15 protein-coding genes are annotated in these 18,750 nt (G+C 40.0%); 12 read left to right on the top strand and 3 right to left on the bottom strand.

The features are described 5' to 3' along the window. Positions 1-58 precede the first annotated feature (58 nt). Positions 59-1,039, bottom strand: a complete 981-nt coding sequence (locus tag ACKPCE_RS02515; RefSeq protein ID WP_276962762.1) for an ROK family protein — start codon at positions 1,037-1,039, stop codon at positions 59-61. Between the two features lie 175 nt (positions 1,040-1,214). On the opposite strand from ACKPCE_RS02515, the gene ACKPCE_RS02520 reads away from it, so the two are divergent. From ACKPCE_RS02520 to ACKPCE_RS02555, 8 genes are all read left to right on the top strand, one after another. Further along, positions 1,215-1,931, top strand: a complete 717-nt coding sequence (locus ACKPCE_RS02520) for an ABC transporter ATP-binding protein (RefSeq protein ID WP_024995260.1) — start codon at positions 1,215-1,217, stop codon at positions 1,929-1,931. Between the two features lie 16 nt (positions 1,932-1,947). Beyond that, positions 1,948-3,204, top strand: a complete 1,257-nt coding sequence (locus tag ACKPCE_RS02525; RefSeq protein WP_319504081.1) for an ABC transporter permease — start codon at positions 1,948-1,950, stop codon at positions 3,202-3,204. A 30-nt stretch (positions 3,205-3,234) separates the two neighbouring features. Beyond that, on the top strand, positions 3,235-4,479 hold the full coding sequence (locus tag ACKPCE_RS02530; protein WP_027317730.1) for an ABC transporter permease: 1,245 nt from the start codon (positions 3,235-3,237) through the stop codon (positions 4,477-4,479). A gap of 78 nt (positions 4,480-4,557) precedes the next feature. Next, positions 4,558-5,664 (top strand): efflux RND transporter periplasmic adaptor subunit, encoded by a 1,107-nt coding sequence (locus ACKPCE_RS02535; RefSeq protein ID WP_319504082.1) that lies wholly within the window; start codon positions 4,558-4,560, stop codon positions 5,662-5,664. A gap of 18 nt (positions 5,665-5,682) precedes the next feature. Continuing rightward, positions 5,683-7,017 carry a TolC family protein gene (locus tag ACKPCE_RS02540; protein WP_319504083.1) on the top strand — a complete coding sequence of 445 codons (1,335 nt, stop codon included), beginning with the start codon at positions 5,683-5,685 and terminating at the stop codon, positions 7,015-7,017. A gap of 143 nt (positions 7,018-7,160) precedes the next feature. After that, a complete protein-coding gene (locus ACKPCE_RS02545) occupies positions 7,161-9,107 on the top strand; it encodes a transglycosylase domain-containing protein (RefSeq protein ID WP_319504084.1) in 1,947 nt (648 codons plus the stop codon). Between the two features lie 137 nt (positions 9,108-9,244). Next, positions 9,245-11,593, top strand: a complete 2,349-nt coding sequence (locus tag ACKPCE_RS02550) for a TonB-dependent siderophore receptor (protein WP_319504085.1) — start codon at positions 9,245-9,247, stop codon at positions 11,591-11,593. A gap of 76 nt (positions 11,594-11,669) precedes the next feature. Next, positions 11,670-12,752 (top strand): alpha/beta hydrolase, encoded by a 1,083-nt coding sequence (locus ACKPCE_RS02555; RefSeq protein ID WP_319504086.1) that lies wholly within the window; start codon positions 11,670-11,672, stop codon positions 12,750-12,752. A 192-nt stretch (positions 12,753-12,944) separates the two neighbouring features. Here the strand turns inward: ACKPCE_RS02555 and ACKPCE_RS02560 are convergent, their stop codons facing one another. Beyond that, on the bottom strand, positions 12,945-14,135 hold the full coding sequence (locus tag ACKPCE_RS02560) for a hypothetical protein (RefSeq protein ID WP_319504087.1): 1,191 nt from the start codon (positions 14,133-14,135) through the stop codon (positions 12,945-12,947). A 157-nt stretch (positions 14,136-14,292) separates the two neighbouring features. Next, the gene (locus tag ACKPCE_RS02565) at positions 14,293-15,126 is read right to left on the bottom strand and encodes a CvfB family protein (protein WP_319504088.1); all 834 of its coding nucleotides are present in this window, start codon (positions 15,124-15,126) and stop codon (positions 14,293-14,295) included. A gap of 107 nt (positions 15,127-15,233) precedes the next feature. Here ACKPCE_RS02565 and ACKPCE_RS02570 point away from each other — a divergent pair, with 107 nt between their 5' ends. The 4 genes from ACKPCE_RS02570 to ACKPCE_RS02585 all read left to right on the top strand — a co-directional run bounded on the left by ACKPCE_RS02570 (position 15,234) and on the right by ACKPCE_RS02585 (position 18,664). Then, positions 15,234-16,154 carry a DMT family transporter gene (locus ACKPCE_RS02570; protein ID WP_276962745.1) on the top strand — a complete coding sequence of 307 codons (921 nt, stop codon included), beginning with the start codon at positions 15,234-15,236 and terminating at the stop codon, positions 16,152-16,154. Positions 16,155-16,172: 18 nt separating this feature from the next. Continuing rightward, positions 16,173-16,847: a response regulator transcription factor gene (locus ACKPCE_RS02575; RefSeq protein ID WP_276962743.1), complete on the top strand. Its 675-nt coding sequence runs from the start codon at positions 16,173-16,175 to the stop codon at positions 16,845-16,847. Beyond that, positions 16,844-17,899: a sensor histidine kinase gene (locus ACKPCE_RS02580; protein ID WP_319504089.1), complete on the top strand. Its 1,056-nt coding sequence runs from the start codon at positions 16,844-16,846 to the stop codon at positions 17,897-17,899. The genes ACKPCE_RS02575 and ACKPCE_RS02580 overlap by 4 nt, the downstream gene beginning before the upstream one ends. An 81-nt stretch (positions 17,900-17,980) precedes the next feature. Continuing rightward, positions 17,981-18,664 (top strand): phosphatase PAP2 family protein, encoded by a 684-nt coding sequence (locus ACKPCE_RS02585; RefSeq protein ID WP_276962739.1) that lies wholly within the window; start codon positions 17,981-17,983, stop codon positions 18,662-18,664. Positions 18,665-18,750 lie beyond the last annotated feature (86 nt).

The raw sequence follows: 18,750 nt of genomic DNA on the forward strand, positions 1-18,750 counted from the left end.
GACCTCTTATTCGAGATAAAAAAAGGAAATGCAAATGCATTTCCTTTTTTTATTTGATTTATTTAATTTCTTTCAGTTCCCAAGCCAAAGCGCTAGCGCCAAGAACCGCCGCATCCGAATCTTTTAATTCAGAAACAAGTAGTTTGGTTTTTCCTTTGAAAATAGTCAGAACATTTGCATCCAAAGCTTTTTGAATAGGATTCATAATGTAATCACCCGATTTAGCCAGACCTCCAAAGAGCACAATAGCTTCCGGACTGGAGAATGCCACAAAGTCAGCCAAAGCTTCTCCCAACAAAGTTCCCGTGAAATTAAAGATTTCCTGCGCCAACATATCTCCTTGTACAGCCGCATCATATACGTCTTTTGAAGTGATACTTTCTGCAGGAATATTACGAAGCAAACTTGAATCTGTACGCGCAGCCAATAATTCTCGGGCCGTACGTGCAACACCTGTTGCCGAACAATAAGCCTCTAAACATCCGTGACGACCGCAACCGCAGACACGACCATTATCACGACGCATAATAACGTGTCCTAATTCACCCGCAAAACCATCATGACCATAAACAACCTGTCCATTAATAACGATTCCGCTACCCACACCGGTTCCTAAAGTAATCATGATAAAATCTTTCATACCACGTGCAGCCCCGTAAGTCATCTCTCCCACAGCTGCAGCATTCGCATCATTGGTCAATGCAGTAGGAATACCCAGCTTTTCTTCAAACATAGCAGCCAAAGGAATAATTCCTTTCCACGGAAGATTGGGCGCAAACTCAATGGTTCCGCTATAATAATTGCCGTTCGGTGCTCCAATACCAATACCTTTGATTTTTTCGATACCTCCTTGCGCAATAATAAGTGGAAGCAGGTTTTTGCATACTTCGTCCACATATTCGGTGGCCGTAGCATACGTTTGTGTTTTTACTGCTCCGCTCGAAAGAATTGTTCCTCGTGCATCAACAATGCCGAAAACAGTGTTCGTTCCGCCAATGTCAATTCCTACTACGTAGGGCTTTTCCATTCCTAAATTCATGATAATATATTAAAAGGGTTAGTTAATTAAACGTTTATAGCACACAAATTACGCAAAGAAGATTGAGTTCACAAAATCTTTTTTTAAAAAAGTTTGTGTACTCTGCAACTTTTAGCCAATAGCTTGCGTCTAATAGATTAATAATACGAGAAACAAAAATTTAAAAGCTACACAAGTGATACATTTAAAAGACATTAACAAGACCTATTACAACGGGGCGCCGCTGCATGTGCTCAAGGGTATCAATCTAGATATCAATAAAGGTGAGTTCGTATCCATCATGGGTGCTTCCGGATCGGGAAAATCAACCATGCTTAACATCCTTGGTATTCTGGATAATTACGATACAGGGGAGTACTTCTTAAACGATGTGCTTATTAAAAACCTGAGTGAAACCAAAGCAGCCGAGTACAGAAACCGTATGATTGGATTTATCTTTCAATCATTCAATCTGATTTCATTCAAGAACGCTATGGAGAATGTAGCTCTACCTCTTTTCTATCAAGGAATAAGCCGAAGAAAAAGAAATGTGTTAGCAATGGAATATCTGGATCGTCTGGGATTGAAAGATTGGGCTCACCACATGCCCAATGAAATGAGTGGTGGTCAGAAACAACGCGTTGCTATTGCAAGAGCACTGATTTCTCAACCTCAAATTATTCTGGCCGATGAACCTACCGGCGCACTCGACAGTAAAACATCTGTTGAAGTAATGAATATCCTTAAACAACTGAACGAGGATGGGATGACCATTGTTGTGGTGACTCACGAAAGTGGAGTTGCTAACCAGACAAATAAGATCATACGCCTCAAAGACGGTATCATTGAGCGAATAGAAGAAAACCATAATCATGATGCATCTCCGTTCGGACAAAACGGCTTCATGAAATAAACACAATATTACTTTTATGATAGATATTTGGCAAGAAATATACGGAACGATCAGGCGAAACAAACTGCGTACTTTTCTCACAGGCTTTGCAGTGGCATGGGGGATTTTTATGCTGATTGTGCTGCTGGGTGCCGGCAATGGTCTTATCCATGCATTCGAGGCTTCTTCTTCGGACATGGCAATGAATTCCATCAAGATATTCCCGGGTCGTACCAGTAAATCATACGATGGTTTAAAAGAAGGCAGAAGAATCAGACTCAACAATGAAGATGTGGACATCACTGCTAAAAATTTCCGTAAAAACGTAATCACAGCAGGTGCTACCGTTGAGCAGGGAAGTGTAAACATCAGTCACGGAAAGGAGTATGTAAATGTAACCTTGAACGGCGTTTACCCTGATTATACAGAGGTAGAAAGAGTTAAATCGGCCGGCGGTCGATTTATAAATCACATTGACATTCAGGAAAGAAGAAAAGTGATTGTTATCAATAAGAAAACAGCCGATATTCTATTTCCTCGAGGACAGCAAGCAATGGGACAGTTCATAAACGGCAACGGAACTGCTTATCAGATAGTAGGTTTATATGAAAATAAAGAAGATCGAGACACCCGTGAAGCGTATGTACCTTTCACTACTTTACAACTTATATATAACAAAGGCGATACCCTGAACGATATTATTTTCACGACCAAAGAGCTAAACACGGAAGAGGCCAACGAAACATTCGAAAAAGATTATAGAAAGGCAATTGGGGCACACCACCGTTTTGACGCTACAGACGACGGTGCCATTTGGATATGGAATCGCTTTACGCAATACCTGCAACAACAAAAGGGAATGAACATTCTGCGTACCGCTATCTGGATCATTGGTATTTTCACATTGCTCAGTGGTATTGTTGGAGTTAGTAACATTATGCTTATCACCGTGAAGGAACGTACAAGAGAATTTGGAATTCGAAAAGCTCTAGGGGCTAAACCATCTTCTATCTTATGGCTCATCATCATTGAGAGTGTTGTTATTACAACTCTGTTCGGATACATTGGCATGGTGGCGGGTATCGGAGCAACCGAATATATGAATATGGTAGCAGGAAGTCAGACTATGGATACGGGGATGTGGACTGAAACCGTATTTTTAAATCCTACCGTCGACGTGAAGATTGCTATTCAAGCAACTCTGACACTTATCATAGCCGGTACTCTTGCCGGATTTTTCCCGGCAAAGAAAGCAGTCAGCATAAGCCCCATTGAGGCGTTAAGAGCTGAATAAACTTGTAATAACAAACAATTCTGAATAGTTATGAAATATGATATAGATACGTGGGAGGAGATCTTTCTCACCATTACCCGAAACAAAACCCGAAGCTTATTAACAGCCTTCGGGGTATTCTGGGGCATTTTCATGCTTATCGCATTGATTGGCGGTGGAAACGGAATGCAAGACATGATGAAGGCTAACTTCGAAGGATTTGCAACCAACTCGTGTTTTGTTTGGCCTCAACAAACCGGAGAGGCTTACAAAGGTTTTCGAAAAGGCCGCTGGTGGAGCATGGACAATAATGATGTATTACGATTACGTCGTGAAGTAGAAGGAATAGAAGTCATAACTCCGACCATCAACAAATGGGGAGCCTCTGCAGTGTACGGCGACAAGAGCAGCTCGTGCATCGTCAAAGGATTATACCCGGAATATGACAAGATCGAAGTGCAGGAGATGTTATACGGACGTTTTATAAATGATGTTGACATTGCTGAAGGACGCAAGGTCTGTACCATTGGTAAACGTATATTCGAAGAACTGTTTCCTAAAAAAGAGAATCCGTGCGGACAGTATGTGCGGGTAAACGGAATTTATTACCGAATCATAGGCGTTTGTGTTTCAGAAGGAAATATTAATATCAACGGACGTGCATCCGAAAGTGTAGTTTTGCCCTTTACAACCATGCAGCAAGCTTATAATTTCGGTAAAAACATAGATATGGCTTGCATTACAGCTAAACCCGGAGTGAAAATAACTGATTTGCAAGACCAAGTTGAGAAAATTATAAAAGAAGCACATTATATCAATCCCGATGACAAACAAGCAGTAATGCTATTAAATGCTGAAGCTATGTTTTCCATGATTGATAATTTATTTGCAGGAATTCGCATGTTAATCTGGATGGTAGGTCTCGGCACATTGTTAGCAGGTGCTATTGGAGTAAGTAACATCATGATGGTGACAGTTAAAGAACGTACTACTGAAATAGGAATCCGCCGTGCGATAGGCGCTCGTCCTAAAGACATACTTCAGCAAATTTTGTCTGAGAGTATGGTGCTCACTTCTATTGCAGGAATGGCGGGTATATCATTTGGTGTACTGGTATTACAGGTAGCCGAAATTGGGATTAACGCTTCCGGTGAAAATCATGCGCATTTCCAGATTAGTTTCTGGTTGGCCATCGGAACCTGCTTACTATTACTCACTTTAGGCATGCTTGCCGGACTAGCGCCTGCATACCGGGCCATGTCAATCAAACCGATTGAAGCCATACGTGATGAATAACATAAGACCTTAAAAACGAAGCAAAACAGGCGTTTATGTTTGCACAAACAATGAAAAATAATTAATAGAATAAGTACAATGAAAAAGTATGTAAAAATTGCATTAGTAGTGGTGGTAGCAGCCATCTTCGTGGGAACATTTGCTTTTTTGTATAGCAAATCAAAACCCCAAATCAAACAATATGAAATTGCGACTCCCGAGATAACTGATTTGGAGAAGACAACGGTTGCCACGGGAAAGGTTGAACCACGTGATGAAATCCTTATTAAACCACAGATTTCGGGTATTGTTGATGAAGTGTACAAAGAAGCAGGACAAACAGTAAAGAAGGGTGAAGTGATAGCTAAAGTAAAAGTCATACCGGAACTGGGACAGTTAAACAGTGCTGAGAACCGTTTGCGCCTTGCCGAAATTAACACTAAACAAGCTGAGACGGAGTTTGCCCGTATGAAAAAACTGTATCAGGACAAACTGATCAGCAAAGAAGAATATGAGAAAAGTGAAGTAAGTGTTAAGCAGGCCAGGGAAGAGAAAGCCACTTCCAAAGATGCTCTCGACATCATCAAGGAAGGTATCACAAAGAAAAGTGCTTCTTATAGCAATACAATGATTCGTTCTACCATTGACGGCCTTATATTAGACGTTCCCGTGAAAGCAGGTAATTCAGTGATTATGAGTAACACATTCAACGACGGTACTACCATTGCAACTGTTGCCAATATGAATGACCTTATTTTCCGTGGTAACATTGATGAAACGGAAGTAGGACGTATTCACGAAGGTATGCCTATCAAGCTGACGATCGGTGCTTTACAGAACCTGACCTTTGATGCTACATTAGAATATATTTCTCCTAAAGGAGTTGAACAGAACGGTGCCAATCAATTCGAAATTAAAGCAGCAATCAAGGTTCCCGATTCTGTTAATATCCGGTCAGGCTACTCTGCCAACGCAGAGATTGTACTTGACAAAGCATCAAAAGTTCTTGCTATACCGGAAAGTACAATTGAGTTCAGTGGCGACAGCACATTTGTATGGGTGCTAACAGACAGTGTGCCTGAACAGAAGTTCATCCGCCGTCAAGTTACTACCGGTTTGAGTAACGGTATCAAACTGGAGATCAAGAAAGGTTTGACAATGAAAGAAAAAGTACGCGGTGCGGAGAAAACCGACAAGAAGAAATAAAAGCAAAAGGAACAGAATATGAAGAAAAAAATAATAACTCTTTGGATGGCTGTCGGTGTAATACCGTTAGGTAGCATGGCACAAGAGAGCTGGACACTCCGCCAATGCATCGACTACGCCATCAGCCACAACATCAGCGTGAAGCAAAGCGAGAACGCAGCTGAACAGAGCAATGTGGATGTAAACACTGCCAAATGGGCTCGTTTACCGAATCTGAACGCCGGAGCAGAGCAAAGTTTTAATTGGGGACGTACCAGCAGACCGGTACAAGATACCGTCACAAAGGTATATAGCAGCGTATACGAAAATGTTAGTAGTAGAGGAACTAATTTTTCATTAAGCACCAATGTACCGTTGTTTACAGGTTTCAGTATACCCAACCAATACGCTCTAGCCAAATTAAACCTCAAAGCAGCCACGGCTGACTTAGAAAAAGCGAAGGAAGATTTAGCTGTAAATGTAGCATCTGCCTATGTACAAGTTTTGTATAATCAAGAGCTAAGTAAGGTTGCTGAAGAACAAGTGCTATTAAGCAAAGAGCAACTTTCACGCATTGAGAAAATGAATGAAGTAGGAAAAGCATCTCCAGCAGAGGTTGCAGAAGCTAGATCTAGAGTGGCACAAGACCAGATGAGCGCTGTACAAGCAAAAAACAATTACCAGCTATCACTTCTGGAGTTAACCCAATTACTTGAACTTTCCACCATGGAAGGTTTCAGTATTGCTGCGCCCGATGTGCAACCAAAGTTTGAGGCATTAACACCTCCGGATGAGATTTTTCTCACAGCAGCCAGTAATAAACCCGGTATAATGGCTGCTCAATACCGATTAGAGGGAAGCAAAAACAATATAAAGATTGCTCAAAGCGGATATTATCCCAAATTAACATTAAACGGAAATTTAGGTACAAACTATTATTCAACCATAACAAGCAGCTTTGGCAAGCAAATGGAAGATAATTTCAGCAAATATATCGGACTTAGCCTAAGCGTTCCTTTATTTGATCGTTTCGAGACTCGCAACAGAGTACGCGCAGCTAAGCTGCAACAGCAAAATTATTCTTTGCAACTCGACAATGCAAAAAAAGTGCTTTACAAAGAAATTCAGCAGGCATGGTATAATGCTTTGGCTGCAGAAAGCAAATATCAATCCAGTGATGTAGCCGTTTCTGCTAATGAAGAAGCATTCAAGCTGATGACACAAAAGTTTGAGAACGGCAAAGCCACTGCCATTGAATTTAATGAGTCAAAACTAAACTTAATGAAGTCTGTATCTGATCGTATACAAGCCAAGTACGAATATATGTTCCGTACTAAAATACTTGATTTCTATAAAGGAAAACCAATCGAGTAACAGTTTCTATAAATTAAATGTGTGTCAATTAGTAGCCGGCGATCGATAGAATTTATCATCGCCGGTTTTTTATTTCACATGAGGCCTTTGCTAAAATGAAAATAAGTAAATTTGTACCGCTTTGAAGAAACAATAAAAAAGAAATGAATACTGCACTCAAGAAAAAATTGATAAAAACCATTGGAATAATTTCCGTGCTACTTGTTTTAACTGTATGCGGATTATATATAGCAAGAAACAGTCTGCTCAAAATATCAATGGATAGAAGAATTGCCCAAGCCAAAAGAGAACAAGGTCTTTCCATCAGCTATCAATCACTTGAGTTAAAGGGGGTATCGCATATAGAAATGAATGGACTGACAATCATTCCTGAGCAGCGCGACACGCTACTCCAGCTGCAAACACTCCGTTTGGAGTTTAACTTCTGGAAGCTTTTCGGCGGACACCTGGAAGTACAAGATGTACAACTTGACAAATTGAAGATCCAACTCATCAAAAAAGATTCCATAGCCAATTATGACTTTCTCTTCCAGAAAGAGAAAAAAGAAACTCCTTCAAAAAAAGAAGAATACAATTATGCCAAACAAGCTGATGAATTATTGGAATTAGTATTCGATTTATTACCCGAAAACGGAGAGATACGTCATCTGTCAGTCACTCATCAGCGCGACACAAACCTTATTGAGGTAAAAGTGCCACTACTGACAATCAAGAACAATCAGTTTTCATCAGAAATCACTGTTCGAGAAGAGAACCAGTACCAGCGATGGACAACCTGCGGAGAGCTGAATCGTTCAAGCCATACCATAAAAGCAGAATTATACAGTCAAAAGAAACAGAAAGTATACTTACCTTATCTGAAGAAGCAGTTTGAAGCAGAAGTCATGTTTGATTCGCTCTCCTATAGCCTTACCAAAACCAACATCGGTAGTGGTCAGATTGCATTAAGCGGAATTGCTGCCATTACAGGGTTGCAAGTTTTGCACCACGCATTATCTCCCGACAGGATCAATCTTGACAGAGGCAAATTCAGTTATCACATCCACATGGGGAGTAATTTCGCAGAGATTGACAGTAATAGCCATATACAGTTCAATAAATTAGAGTTTCACCCTTATTTATATATAGAAAAGAAACACGACAAGTGGCATATCAAATCCTCCATTAACAAACCGTGGTTTCCTGCAAACGAGCTATTCGGTTCACTCCCCAAAGGGCTGTTCAGCAATTTAGAAGGAATACAGACCAAAGGAATGTTATCTTATCATTTCTTGTTCGATCTTGATTTCTCACAATTAGACAGTTTAAAACTAGAATCCGAATTAAATCACAAGGATTTTCATATCATAAAATACGGAGCTACCAACCTGGCAAAAATGTCGGAAGAATTTAGTTATACAGCCTACGAAAAGGAACAACCTGTAAAAACATTCAATGTAGGTCCTTCTTATGAACATTTTACTCCGCTCGATAGTATATCACCTCTGCTACAGATGTCTGTGCTACAAAGTGAGGACGGAGCATTTTTCTATCACAAAGGTTTTTTACCTGACGCACTACGCGAAGCACTGATATATGATTTGAAAGTCAAACGCTTTGCACGTGGAGGCAGTACAATCACCATGCAACTGGTAAAAAACGTATTCTTAAATCGCAAAAAGAATATTGCCCGCAAGCTTGAAGAAGCCCTTATTGTCTGGTTGATTGAAACAAAGTGTCTCACCTCTAAACAGCGTATGTACGAAGTATACCTCAATATAGCCGAATGGGGACCCATGGTATATGGCATTTATGAAGCGGCCGATTATTACTTCAGTAAACGTCCTTCGGAGTTAACCACAGAAGAAAGTGTTTTTTTAGCCTCTATCATACCCAAACCGAAACATTATAAAAGCTCCTTTACTACCGAAGGTAAGTTAAAAGACTATATGAAAGGTTACTACCATCTGATAGCCAATCGTTTAAAGGTAAAAGGACTGATCAGTGAGTTAGATGCCGATAGCATTAAGCCCGAAATCACTATCAGAGGAGGGGCATTGAACGATCTACGAAGTAAACGTGACAGCATACCGACTGTCCCTACGGAATAGAAAACAAGCATATATCGCTTAATATAGGTATTTTGAACTTCATTATGATTATTTGTGGTTATTGTGGGCGGCAATAGGTGTATCTACCTTTGCCGCATCATATTTAACCAAGTTTGAAACACGTAAACATTTAATCGATGAAGAAAAAATCAGGATTCGTTAAACGGCTTTGGCTGTTAGCGCTTATAACACTATGCAGTACTACTTACATGTATGCCCAAACAGGCAAGATAACAGGGAAAGTCGTATCACAAGACGACGGATCACCAGTGGATGCAGTGGCTGTAAGTATTAAAGGGAAAAGTACCGGGAGTTATACCAATGAAAAAGGAGAATTTTCCTTTAACGCCAACCCGGGTAGCTATATTATCCTCTTCTCGTACATGGGAAGTAAACCGATAGAGAAAGCAGTTAATCTGGCCTCAAATCAAACAGCTAACCTAGGTACTATAAGAATAGATGTATCTGCACAAATGCTTGAAGAAGTTGTTGTTGACGGAATGATAAAGAAGTTTGCACAAAAGAAATCAGACTTCGTAGCCAGAATGCCTATAAAAAATCTGGAAAATCCACAAGCATATACCGTTGTACCTAAAGAGCTGTTTACCGAACAAGTGGCCGTTGATTTTCAAAGCGCACTTATGTCATCACCAGGAGTTGGGAATGTCTCACAAGGGCCCGGTTCTGGCGGAATCGGTTTGGGTATTCGCATGCGCGGCTTTTCAAGTTTGAATGGTGCCGGAGCCATCAGAAATGGTATGGCTACCAATTTTGTTTCGTTATCAGATCCGGCAAACCTTGAAAGCCTCGAAATCATCAAAGGACCTTCAGCAACTTTGTTCGGGTCAACACTCATATCATACGGAGGCCTAGTTAATCGTGTCACTAAAAAAGCATTTGCCGGCAAGGCAGGTGAAGCAGGATTAACAACCGGCGCAGGTGGTTTGGGGCGCTTGACTTTTGATTATAACACACCATTGAATGATGATAAAACCTTCATGGTACGCTTAAACACTGCAATACATAGAGAAAAGAGCTTCCAAGACTATGGAATTAACCGTTCTATTATGATTGCTCCCACGTTCACATACATTGTAAACGACAAACTAACCGTAGATGTAGATTTTGAATATTTCCAGACTGAAAGAACAGCAACATACGTAAGAGTTGGATCTGCTGCAGGTATCACCAATATTGATCAACTGAATTGGGACTTCAAGAAATCATATACATCAAACGAATTGTTGTGTGAATCTAAAGTATTCAATGTTTTTGGTAAGGCAACTTATAAATTATCAGACAGCTGGACTTCTCAAACTCAGTATTCATATGCTAATACGGAAAACAATGCCAACTATCTGTTCCTTACAGTGAATAAGAAAGACACCATTACTCCAAGCATCATGAATATTCCAAGCACATTTACAACCAATCAGGTACAGCAAAATTTCATTGGTGATTTTAAGATAGGCAACATCCGCAATCGTCTTCTGTTGGGCGTTGATTATACACAACTAGTCAACACAAACGATAGAGCTACGGTAGCTTACAGCAATATTCCTGTTAGCGGCACTTTTGCCATTAACATTTACAAATATCAGCAATCATTGGCTAGTGCAAAACGTGCCCAAGCCCTACGTTCAGAACGGACAGTCAGTGCCTACGCCTCCGATGTAGTTAACCTTTCGGACCGTTTTACATTCATGGCAAGCTTGAGGGTAGACAGATTTCATGATGTAGCCAATGATTATACTCAAACGACGCTCTCCCCTAAAATGGGACTCGTATATCAACTCCTCAAAGATAAAGTTTCCGTTTTCGGTAATTTTATGGATGGTTTCCAAAACGTAGCCCCTGCTTTATCAGAAGATAACCCCGATAAGCCAACTAGCTTTAAGCCCGAGCACGCGAATCAATGGGAAGGTGGTTTGAAAGTTGAACTGTTTGATGGCAAATTGAATGGAACACTAAGCTATTACGACATAAACGTGAAAGACAGAGTCCGAACCGTTGCAGGAACCGATGGAGTAACATACAGCATTCAGGACGGAACTCAAAGAAGTAAAGGTTTTGAAGCGGATCTTATAGCCAATCCTATCAAAGGCATGCACATTATTTTAGGATATGGGTACAATGATAGCAAATACACAAAAGGAGATCCGTCAATTGTAGGTAAGCATCCTTACGCAATACCTCATCATATCGCCAACTTCTGGGTGAGTCACAAATTCCAGCATGGTGTGATAAATGGTTTCGGATTAGGATTAGGTGGTAACTATTCGAGTGATCATTTTCTTGACTCTGACAACAAGATAACTGTACCGGGATATTTCAAACTTGATGCGACAGCATTCTATGAACAAACCAAGTATCGTATCAGTCTTAAACTGAATAATTTAACTGATAAGGAATATTGGACATCGAGCTTTAATGCAACACCGCAAGCGACTCGTCAGTTTATTGCCAATGTAACTTATCGCTTCTAAATAACCAAACTCATACATTTTCACAAAGTGTGTCGATGAAATATTTATCGGCACACTTTTTATTATCCTAAAAACAATGAAGCATATTTTATCTCTATTCATAGTTATCTTTCCTTTGCTCATTTCAGCACAAGAAAGTATTGTAATAGGTCACAAAGAAAAGCTGTATTCTGAAACATTAAACGAAGAGCGCAATTACTGGATTTATTTGCCTCCTTCTTATCAGGATAATAATTATGGTAAAGCCTCGTATCCGGTTATTTATCTACTTGACGGCGACACACATTTTACAACAGCTGTAGCTATCCAAAAAACATTCACTAGAGGAATGTACAACAACATGCCCGAATGTATTATTGTTGGCATACTCAACACCGATAGATCAAGAGATCTCACACCGTCAAAATCATCTTTCAAGCATAACGGCAAAGTTCTTTTTGAAAATAGCGGCGGTGCTAATCAGTTCAGCACTTTTATACAACAAGAACTTCGGCATCAAATTGATTCCCTCTACCGTACTAACGGATACAACATACTAATAGGACACTCTTTTGGCGGGCTATTTACCATAAACACTTTATTGGACCACCCTCTTTCTTTCAATGCATATATAGCTATTGATCCCAGTTTGTGGTGGAACAACAGTGAGACATATATAAAGGCTGAATCAAAATGGAAAGAGACCCAATTTTTAAATCGTTTTTTATATATAGCAATGGCCCAGGAAGACCAAGCAGAAGACAAACAGCAACATTCCAGTACCATTAAGCAATTTTGTACTCATTTGATAGATTCTAAACAGACAAACAATTTAACGGCAGCATGGAAATATTATGCCACCGAAAATCATGGAACGGTAATCATGCCGGGCATATTTTATGGATTGAAAACATTATTCGAAGGTATGGAACTACCGGTAAAAGAAATTCCAAACAACCCAAAACTAATAGAGGAACAATATAGAAAACTATCCCGGAAACTTCACTTTAACTTTATACCCAATGAAATATTAATAGAAAATCTTGCTAAATACGCTATATCAGTAGATCGTAAAGACAGTGCGTTAGAACTTTACGAGTATAACTGTAAGAACTATCCGGATAGTCATAACGCTCAAAAAAATAAATCCAAAATCACTTCACCACTAACGACTAAGTAATTGAAAGTACAAAAACAGAGAGCACTCTGATTTTCACAAACCGGGGTACTCTCTTGGCTTTGCTAAAATATTCAGTTAAGCCTCAATAAAAAATGCTCAAATTAAATTAGAGAGAATAGTTAAGTTAAGGGTAAGTGAACAATCAAAACGATTGTAGATTACCAACTATTTTTATTTACCTTAAAAAAACTGTTATCTTCTTTCAGATCGTGAGCTCCGGCTATCTCTTTCGTTATCGGAGGAACTTCTTCTTGATGAATTACCTGCAGAACTACGGCTTTCACTTCTTGTATTCGAAGGTGCGGAGATACTGCGAGTCTCGTTATTACGACCGGAATTCTCAGTGCGAACGTTTGATGGAGCAGAAGGACGATTCATCTTTTCACGTTTGCTAGAAGAAGATGACTCACTTCTAACCCCCTCACTCCTACCCTCATTAATGGAGGGACGACTATCAGACCGAGATTCAATTGTACGTCTGCTAGATTCACTGCGGACCTCTTTCACCGGAGTGAAGCGAATGGAACTTCCGTTTGAACGTACCTCCGGGGCATTATGGCGTCGGCTGTTATCACGTTCCCGGTTCTCTGTTTCAATTCTTCTGCTATCCTCACGACGAACATTCTCGTTTCTGCGGCTATTATCATTCTCTGTACGGCCAGTTGTTACATTGGCACCTTCAATCCGAATTCGGTTCTCTACAGAAACGTTGTTTCTTCTTGATGAGTTACCCTTACGATTTGAATAAAGATCATCCATATTGCGGTGTTCAGGACGTCTGTGTGAATCAGAGCGGAAAGTAACCTTGCCAAAATCTGAACGTCTGTGTGAGTAATACACTCTGTCATTGCGTACACTATGAACTCCTACAAACACGTTATGATGGTAACGTCCACGATAGAAACTAACGTCGCCGTAATAAACCCTACAATGAGAACCCGTATAAGTATGATAATGAACCGGTAAGCCGAAATAGAACAAGGTTGGATTCGAGTAATTCAGATATATTCTGAAAGACCATCCACCGCGATCAGCGTAAATGGGGCGATAAAAATATTCCCGACTCATAAAGCTACGATATTGCCAATCATTCAACACCCAGCGCAAGTCATCATTTCTTAAATCAAGATAGTAATAATAATCGTCGAGTGCCCATTCTTCACCTCGAGTAACATCATCCAAGATATTCCGGACAGCATACAAGAAGTCGAAGTTTATCTCATAAGCATCATTATACTGACGTGTATTGAGGTTTAGCTCGTAAGCCATTTTATCTGTGAGAAAACGAGTTTCTTTGCGGACTCTGCTCGTGCTCATGGCCATACTTGTGCTGCTCATGGCAACCATTCCGATGGCAAATAAAGTAATCATCATTCGTTTCATAATTCAAGTCCTTTAGTGGTTTAACATATAGTGTCTATTCTATTTCTTAATCTTATGCAACAAAAATAGGGCAAGGAAATTCCCTGCCCTAGTGATTCTGTCTATTCCTTTATAGGATTTTTCCTATTCTTAAAGGGGATTCTCCGCCAGCCCGGTTTCAAGCAAGCTTTAATCCGTTGTCAGTCAGCACAATCAAATGTTTCTTATACAAATCGCCAACTGCTTTTTTGAAGGTTTTCTTGCTCACACCAAAGATTTGATAGATATCATCGGCCGGAGTTTTATCGTTTAATTGCGCTGCTCCTCCATGCTCCTTTATATAATCCAGTAAAGAAGATGCAAAATCATCTACCTTAGCAGCGCCCGGCTTTTGAAGAATCAAATCAATTTTCCCATCAGGACGCACTTGTTTCACAAAAGCTTTCAATGTCATTCCCGTGCGTAAAGACTGAAAAATTTCACTATCATATAATAAGCCGGGGAACTGTTGATCAATAATTGCTTTGAAGCCCAGATCCGTTTTCTGCCAAATCAAAATATCCACTTCTGCGCCCGCCTGATATGTAGGTGTTTCTTTAGACAGATAACGTTCAATTTTGGCAGAAGCAACGATTCGATAACTTTCCTCATCAATATGAGCATGAACCACATAGCTCTTGCCAACCTGCATTTTCATCTTCTGTTCCCTGAAAGGCACGAACAAATCTTTCATGAGTCCCCAGTTCAGAAATGCTCCGAACTCATTGACCCATGCCACTTCCAGACAAGCGAATTCGCCTACTTGCACCAAAGGAGTAAGCGTAGTCGCAATAAGTCTCTCCTCATTATCCAGATACAAGAATACATTTAAGAGATCGCCCGGCACGCAATTTTCCGGAACATAACGAGTGGGGAGTAATATTTCTCCTTCTTCCTTTCCGTCCAGATAAACGCCGAAATCTACAGTTTTAACCACCTCCAGGGTGTTGAATTTGCCTAACTCAATGCTCATACTTTTGTATATTAGTATGCAAAGATAGAGAAAAACAGCGTATATTTGCCCTTGGATAGATAGAAATGTATATACAACCCAAACAAGTCCGCATTAGGCAAACAAAAATGAAGAACTTTTGGTATCACACCATGGCCCTGATAACCGTTATTATATGGGGAACAACCTTTGTTTCCACAAAAATACTGTTACAGCAAGGCCTCAGTCCGACTGAAATATTGCTATATCGTTTCATCCTTGCTTATGTAAGTATATGGTTCTTTTGTCCGCGAAAAATATGGGCAGACACCAAACGCGATGAACTTTTATTGCTTGCTTCGGGCGTATGTGGAGGCTCCCTCTATTTCATTGCTGAGAATACAGCATTACAATACACATTGGCATCCAACGTATCACTTATTCTATGCACCACTCCTATACTAACCGCCTTTGTGTCTCGTGTTTGGGGTGATAAACAAAAGCTGAGGTCCCGACTTTATTACGGTTCTTTAGTGGCACTCATCGGCGTTGCACTGGTTGTCTTCAACGGCAATTTCATACTTAAGTTAAGTCCGGCCGGCGATCTGCTCACCATAGCGGCAGCATTGATGTGGGCTTTCTATGGAACGATACTAAAGAAACTAGATAGCAAATATGGTGTACTTTTCATTACCCGAAAAATATTCTTTTACGGCATTGTCACCATGTTGCCAGTCTTTGCATTTGATCCGTCACAACTACATGTAACAACTATAACAGATCCCATTGTATTAAGCAATCTCGTCTTTCTGGGACTCATTGCCTCTATGCTTTGTTACATTATGTGGAACCTCACAGTCAAACAACTGGGTGTGGTCCGAACAACCAACTACATCTACATCATTCCCCTTATCACCCTGGTAACCTCGGCTATGGTTATTGATGAAATAATTACTCCCGTAGCATTGGCCGGCTCCGTATTCATCCTTTTTGGAGTGTACTTTGCTGAACAGGGAGGCGATTTGCAGAAACAGCTGGCGAGTATCCGAAGAAGAAAACAAAGGTTATAACAAGAAATTTGTGTTGCCATGAAATTACTTATAATAGAAGATGAACATGATTTATCACAAAGCATAGCCGATTTCCTGAAATCAGAAGATTATCTTTGTGAACAAGCATTCAATTATCAGGAGGCGCTGATGAAGCTTGATTTATATAGTTATGACTGCATTTTGCTCGATTTAATGTTACCGGGTGGCAATGGACTCGACATTCTACGTAAAATTAAAGACCAAAACAATCCGGCAGGTGTTATCATTATTTCAGCTAAAGATTCCTTAGATGATAAAGTACAGGGATTGAAAATAGGTGCCGATGATTACCTTGCCAAACCGTTCCATCTCCCTGAATTAAGTATGCGCATCTACGCATTGGTACGCAGACGACAATTTTCCGGAGGCAATGTGCTACACAGCAACGGCATAGAGATTGACCTGCTAAGTAAAGAAGTCACCGCTGGTAATAAACCGGTGATACTAACCAAGACAGAGTACGATTTACTTCTCTATTTCATTGGCAATAAAAACAAAGTAGTATCCAAAGGAGCGTTAGCCGAACATTTGAACGGAGACCTAGCCGATATGTTCGATAACTACGACTTCCTTTACTCGCACATTAAAAACTTGCGTGCCAAATTATTTGAGGCTACATCGTGTGACTATATCAAAACAATTTACGGAATCGGTTATAAATGGCCCGAATGAAAAGTTTACTATATAAAAGTCAGCTACAGTTTATTCTGTGTACTGTGATCATATTTACATTAGCAACGCCGGTGTTTTATTTTCTCACCGAACACTATTACGCAGAAGATTTAATTGAAATAACCAATGCTATCAAGCAGAACAAACCGTTACCTACACTCGATTTGGAAGAAGATGTACTTCAGGGAGTAATGTTACAGTTTCTTGTTATTTCTTTTATTCTCAGCATATCATCCATCTTCGTGATGTTCTTCATTTCAAGAAAACTGTGGACACCCTTTGATGACACACTAAAGAAGATAGAACGATTTAATCTGGAAGGAGGAGCATTGCCTCAATTCTCCGAATCCGACATAAAAGAGTTTAAACGACTCAATAACTCACTGACACATCTCATAGAGAATAATTTAAAGAGTTACAGATTGCAAAAGGAATTCACAGAGAATGCCTCTCATGAATTACAGACCCCGCTTGCCGTCATACAATCCAAGTTGGATATGTTATTACAGCTTCCGGAACTAAATGAAAAACAATCTGAAATCGTTCAGTCGTTGTACACCGTATCCAAACGAATGTCGCATCTAAACAAAAATCTTTTACTGCTTTCTAAAATAGACAATAATCAATATGAGGAAAAAGAATATGTAAACGTAACCACAACAGTTGACAATGTGCTTCAAACATTAAGCGCCATGACAGCTTCTCTGCGTATGGAAAAGATATACGAAGAGAAAGAACTTTGCGTGCATGCCAACCGCTTCCTGTTAGAAAGTCTCATCAACAATCTGATCGTGAACGCTATCCGGCATAACATACCCGACGGAGAAATTAGCGTATCGGTTTCGCCGGATCGACTGATTGTGTCCAATAGTTCCAACGAAAAACCGATGAATGAAAACATTCTTTATAAACGGTTTCAAAGCAAAGCAGGGAAGCAGGAAAGTAACGGACTGGGACTGTCCATTGTCAAATCAATTTGTGACTACCACCACTGGAGAATCAACTATCGCCACGAGAACCTCAAGCATGTTTTTATCGTTTCATTTGCGTGACATCTAAAGGCACAAGCTACAATAAATACAATATTTCTACAAAAACATGTTTTTACTTTGTGCCTAAACAAAAAAGAGGTTATGCTTGAATCAATTTTAAATTCAGACTCCAGATTATTGCTGTTTCTTAATCAATTTCATTCCCACTTTTGGGACCATTTCATGTGGTTAGTTGCTAATAAATGGACATGGATTCCCTTGTACATACTGATACTGTACATCATGCAAAGAGGGCAAGGATGGAAAAAAGCCGCCATTGCATTGGTGGCATTCGCACTGGTTATAGCATGCACGGATCAGTTGTGCGGCTCCGTATTAAGACCTTTTTTCCATCGGTACAGACCTTCGCAAGTGCAAAGCGGAATTTCCTCTTTGTTACACTTGATTGACGGTTATAAAGGGGGTAAATACGGATTTCCCTCATGCCATGCAGCCAATTCTTTTGGACTGGCATTCTTTTTAGTTTTGTATTTCAAAAGCCGGATATTAAGTATTTTCATTATGGTATGGGCCGTATTAGTGTCCTATTCACGCATCTATATGGGAGTTCATTATCCGTCAGACATTGTTGTAGGAATGTTGGTGGGCTTTGCCGTTTCCACTCTTATTTACTTCACCTTGAAATGGCTGTATGCATCCAGACTTCAAATCGCTGCTCAATATAACATCATACATCCGTGTTGCACGCAACAGCACATGCTTTTTCTATCATTCGGAGGCATAATACTGATCTTCGCCATGCTGGTAACCTGCTTCTTCATTTAGAAATAAAAGAAAGGTTTCTCACGAAACCTTTCTAGCAATCAAGCAATCAAACCTCTTAACGCTTTAAGAGCTACAACGAGCAATTT

Source organism: Bacteroides graminisolvens (assembly GCF_963666085.1).
In the GTDB taxonomy this organism is placed as follows: domain Bacteria; phylum Bacteroidota; class Bacteroidia; order Bacteroidales; family Bacteroidaceae; genus Bacteroides; species Bacteroides graminisolvens.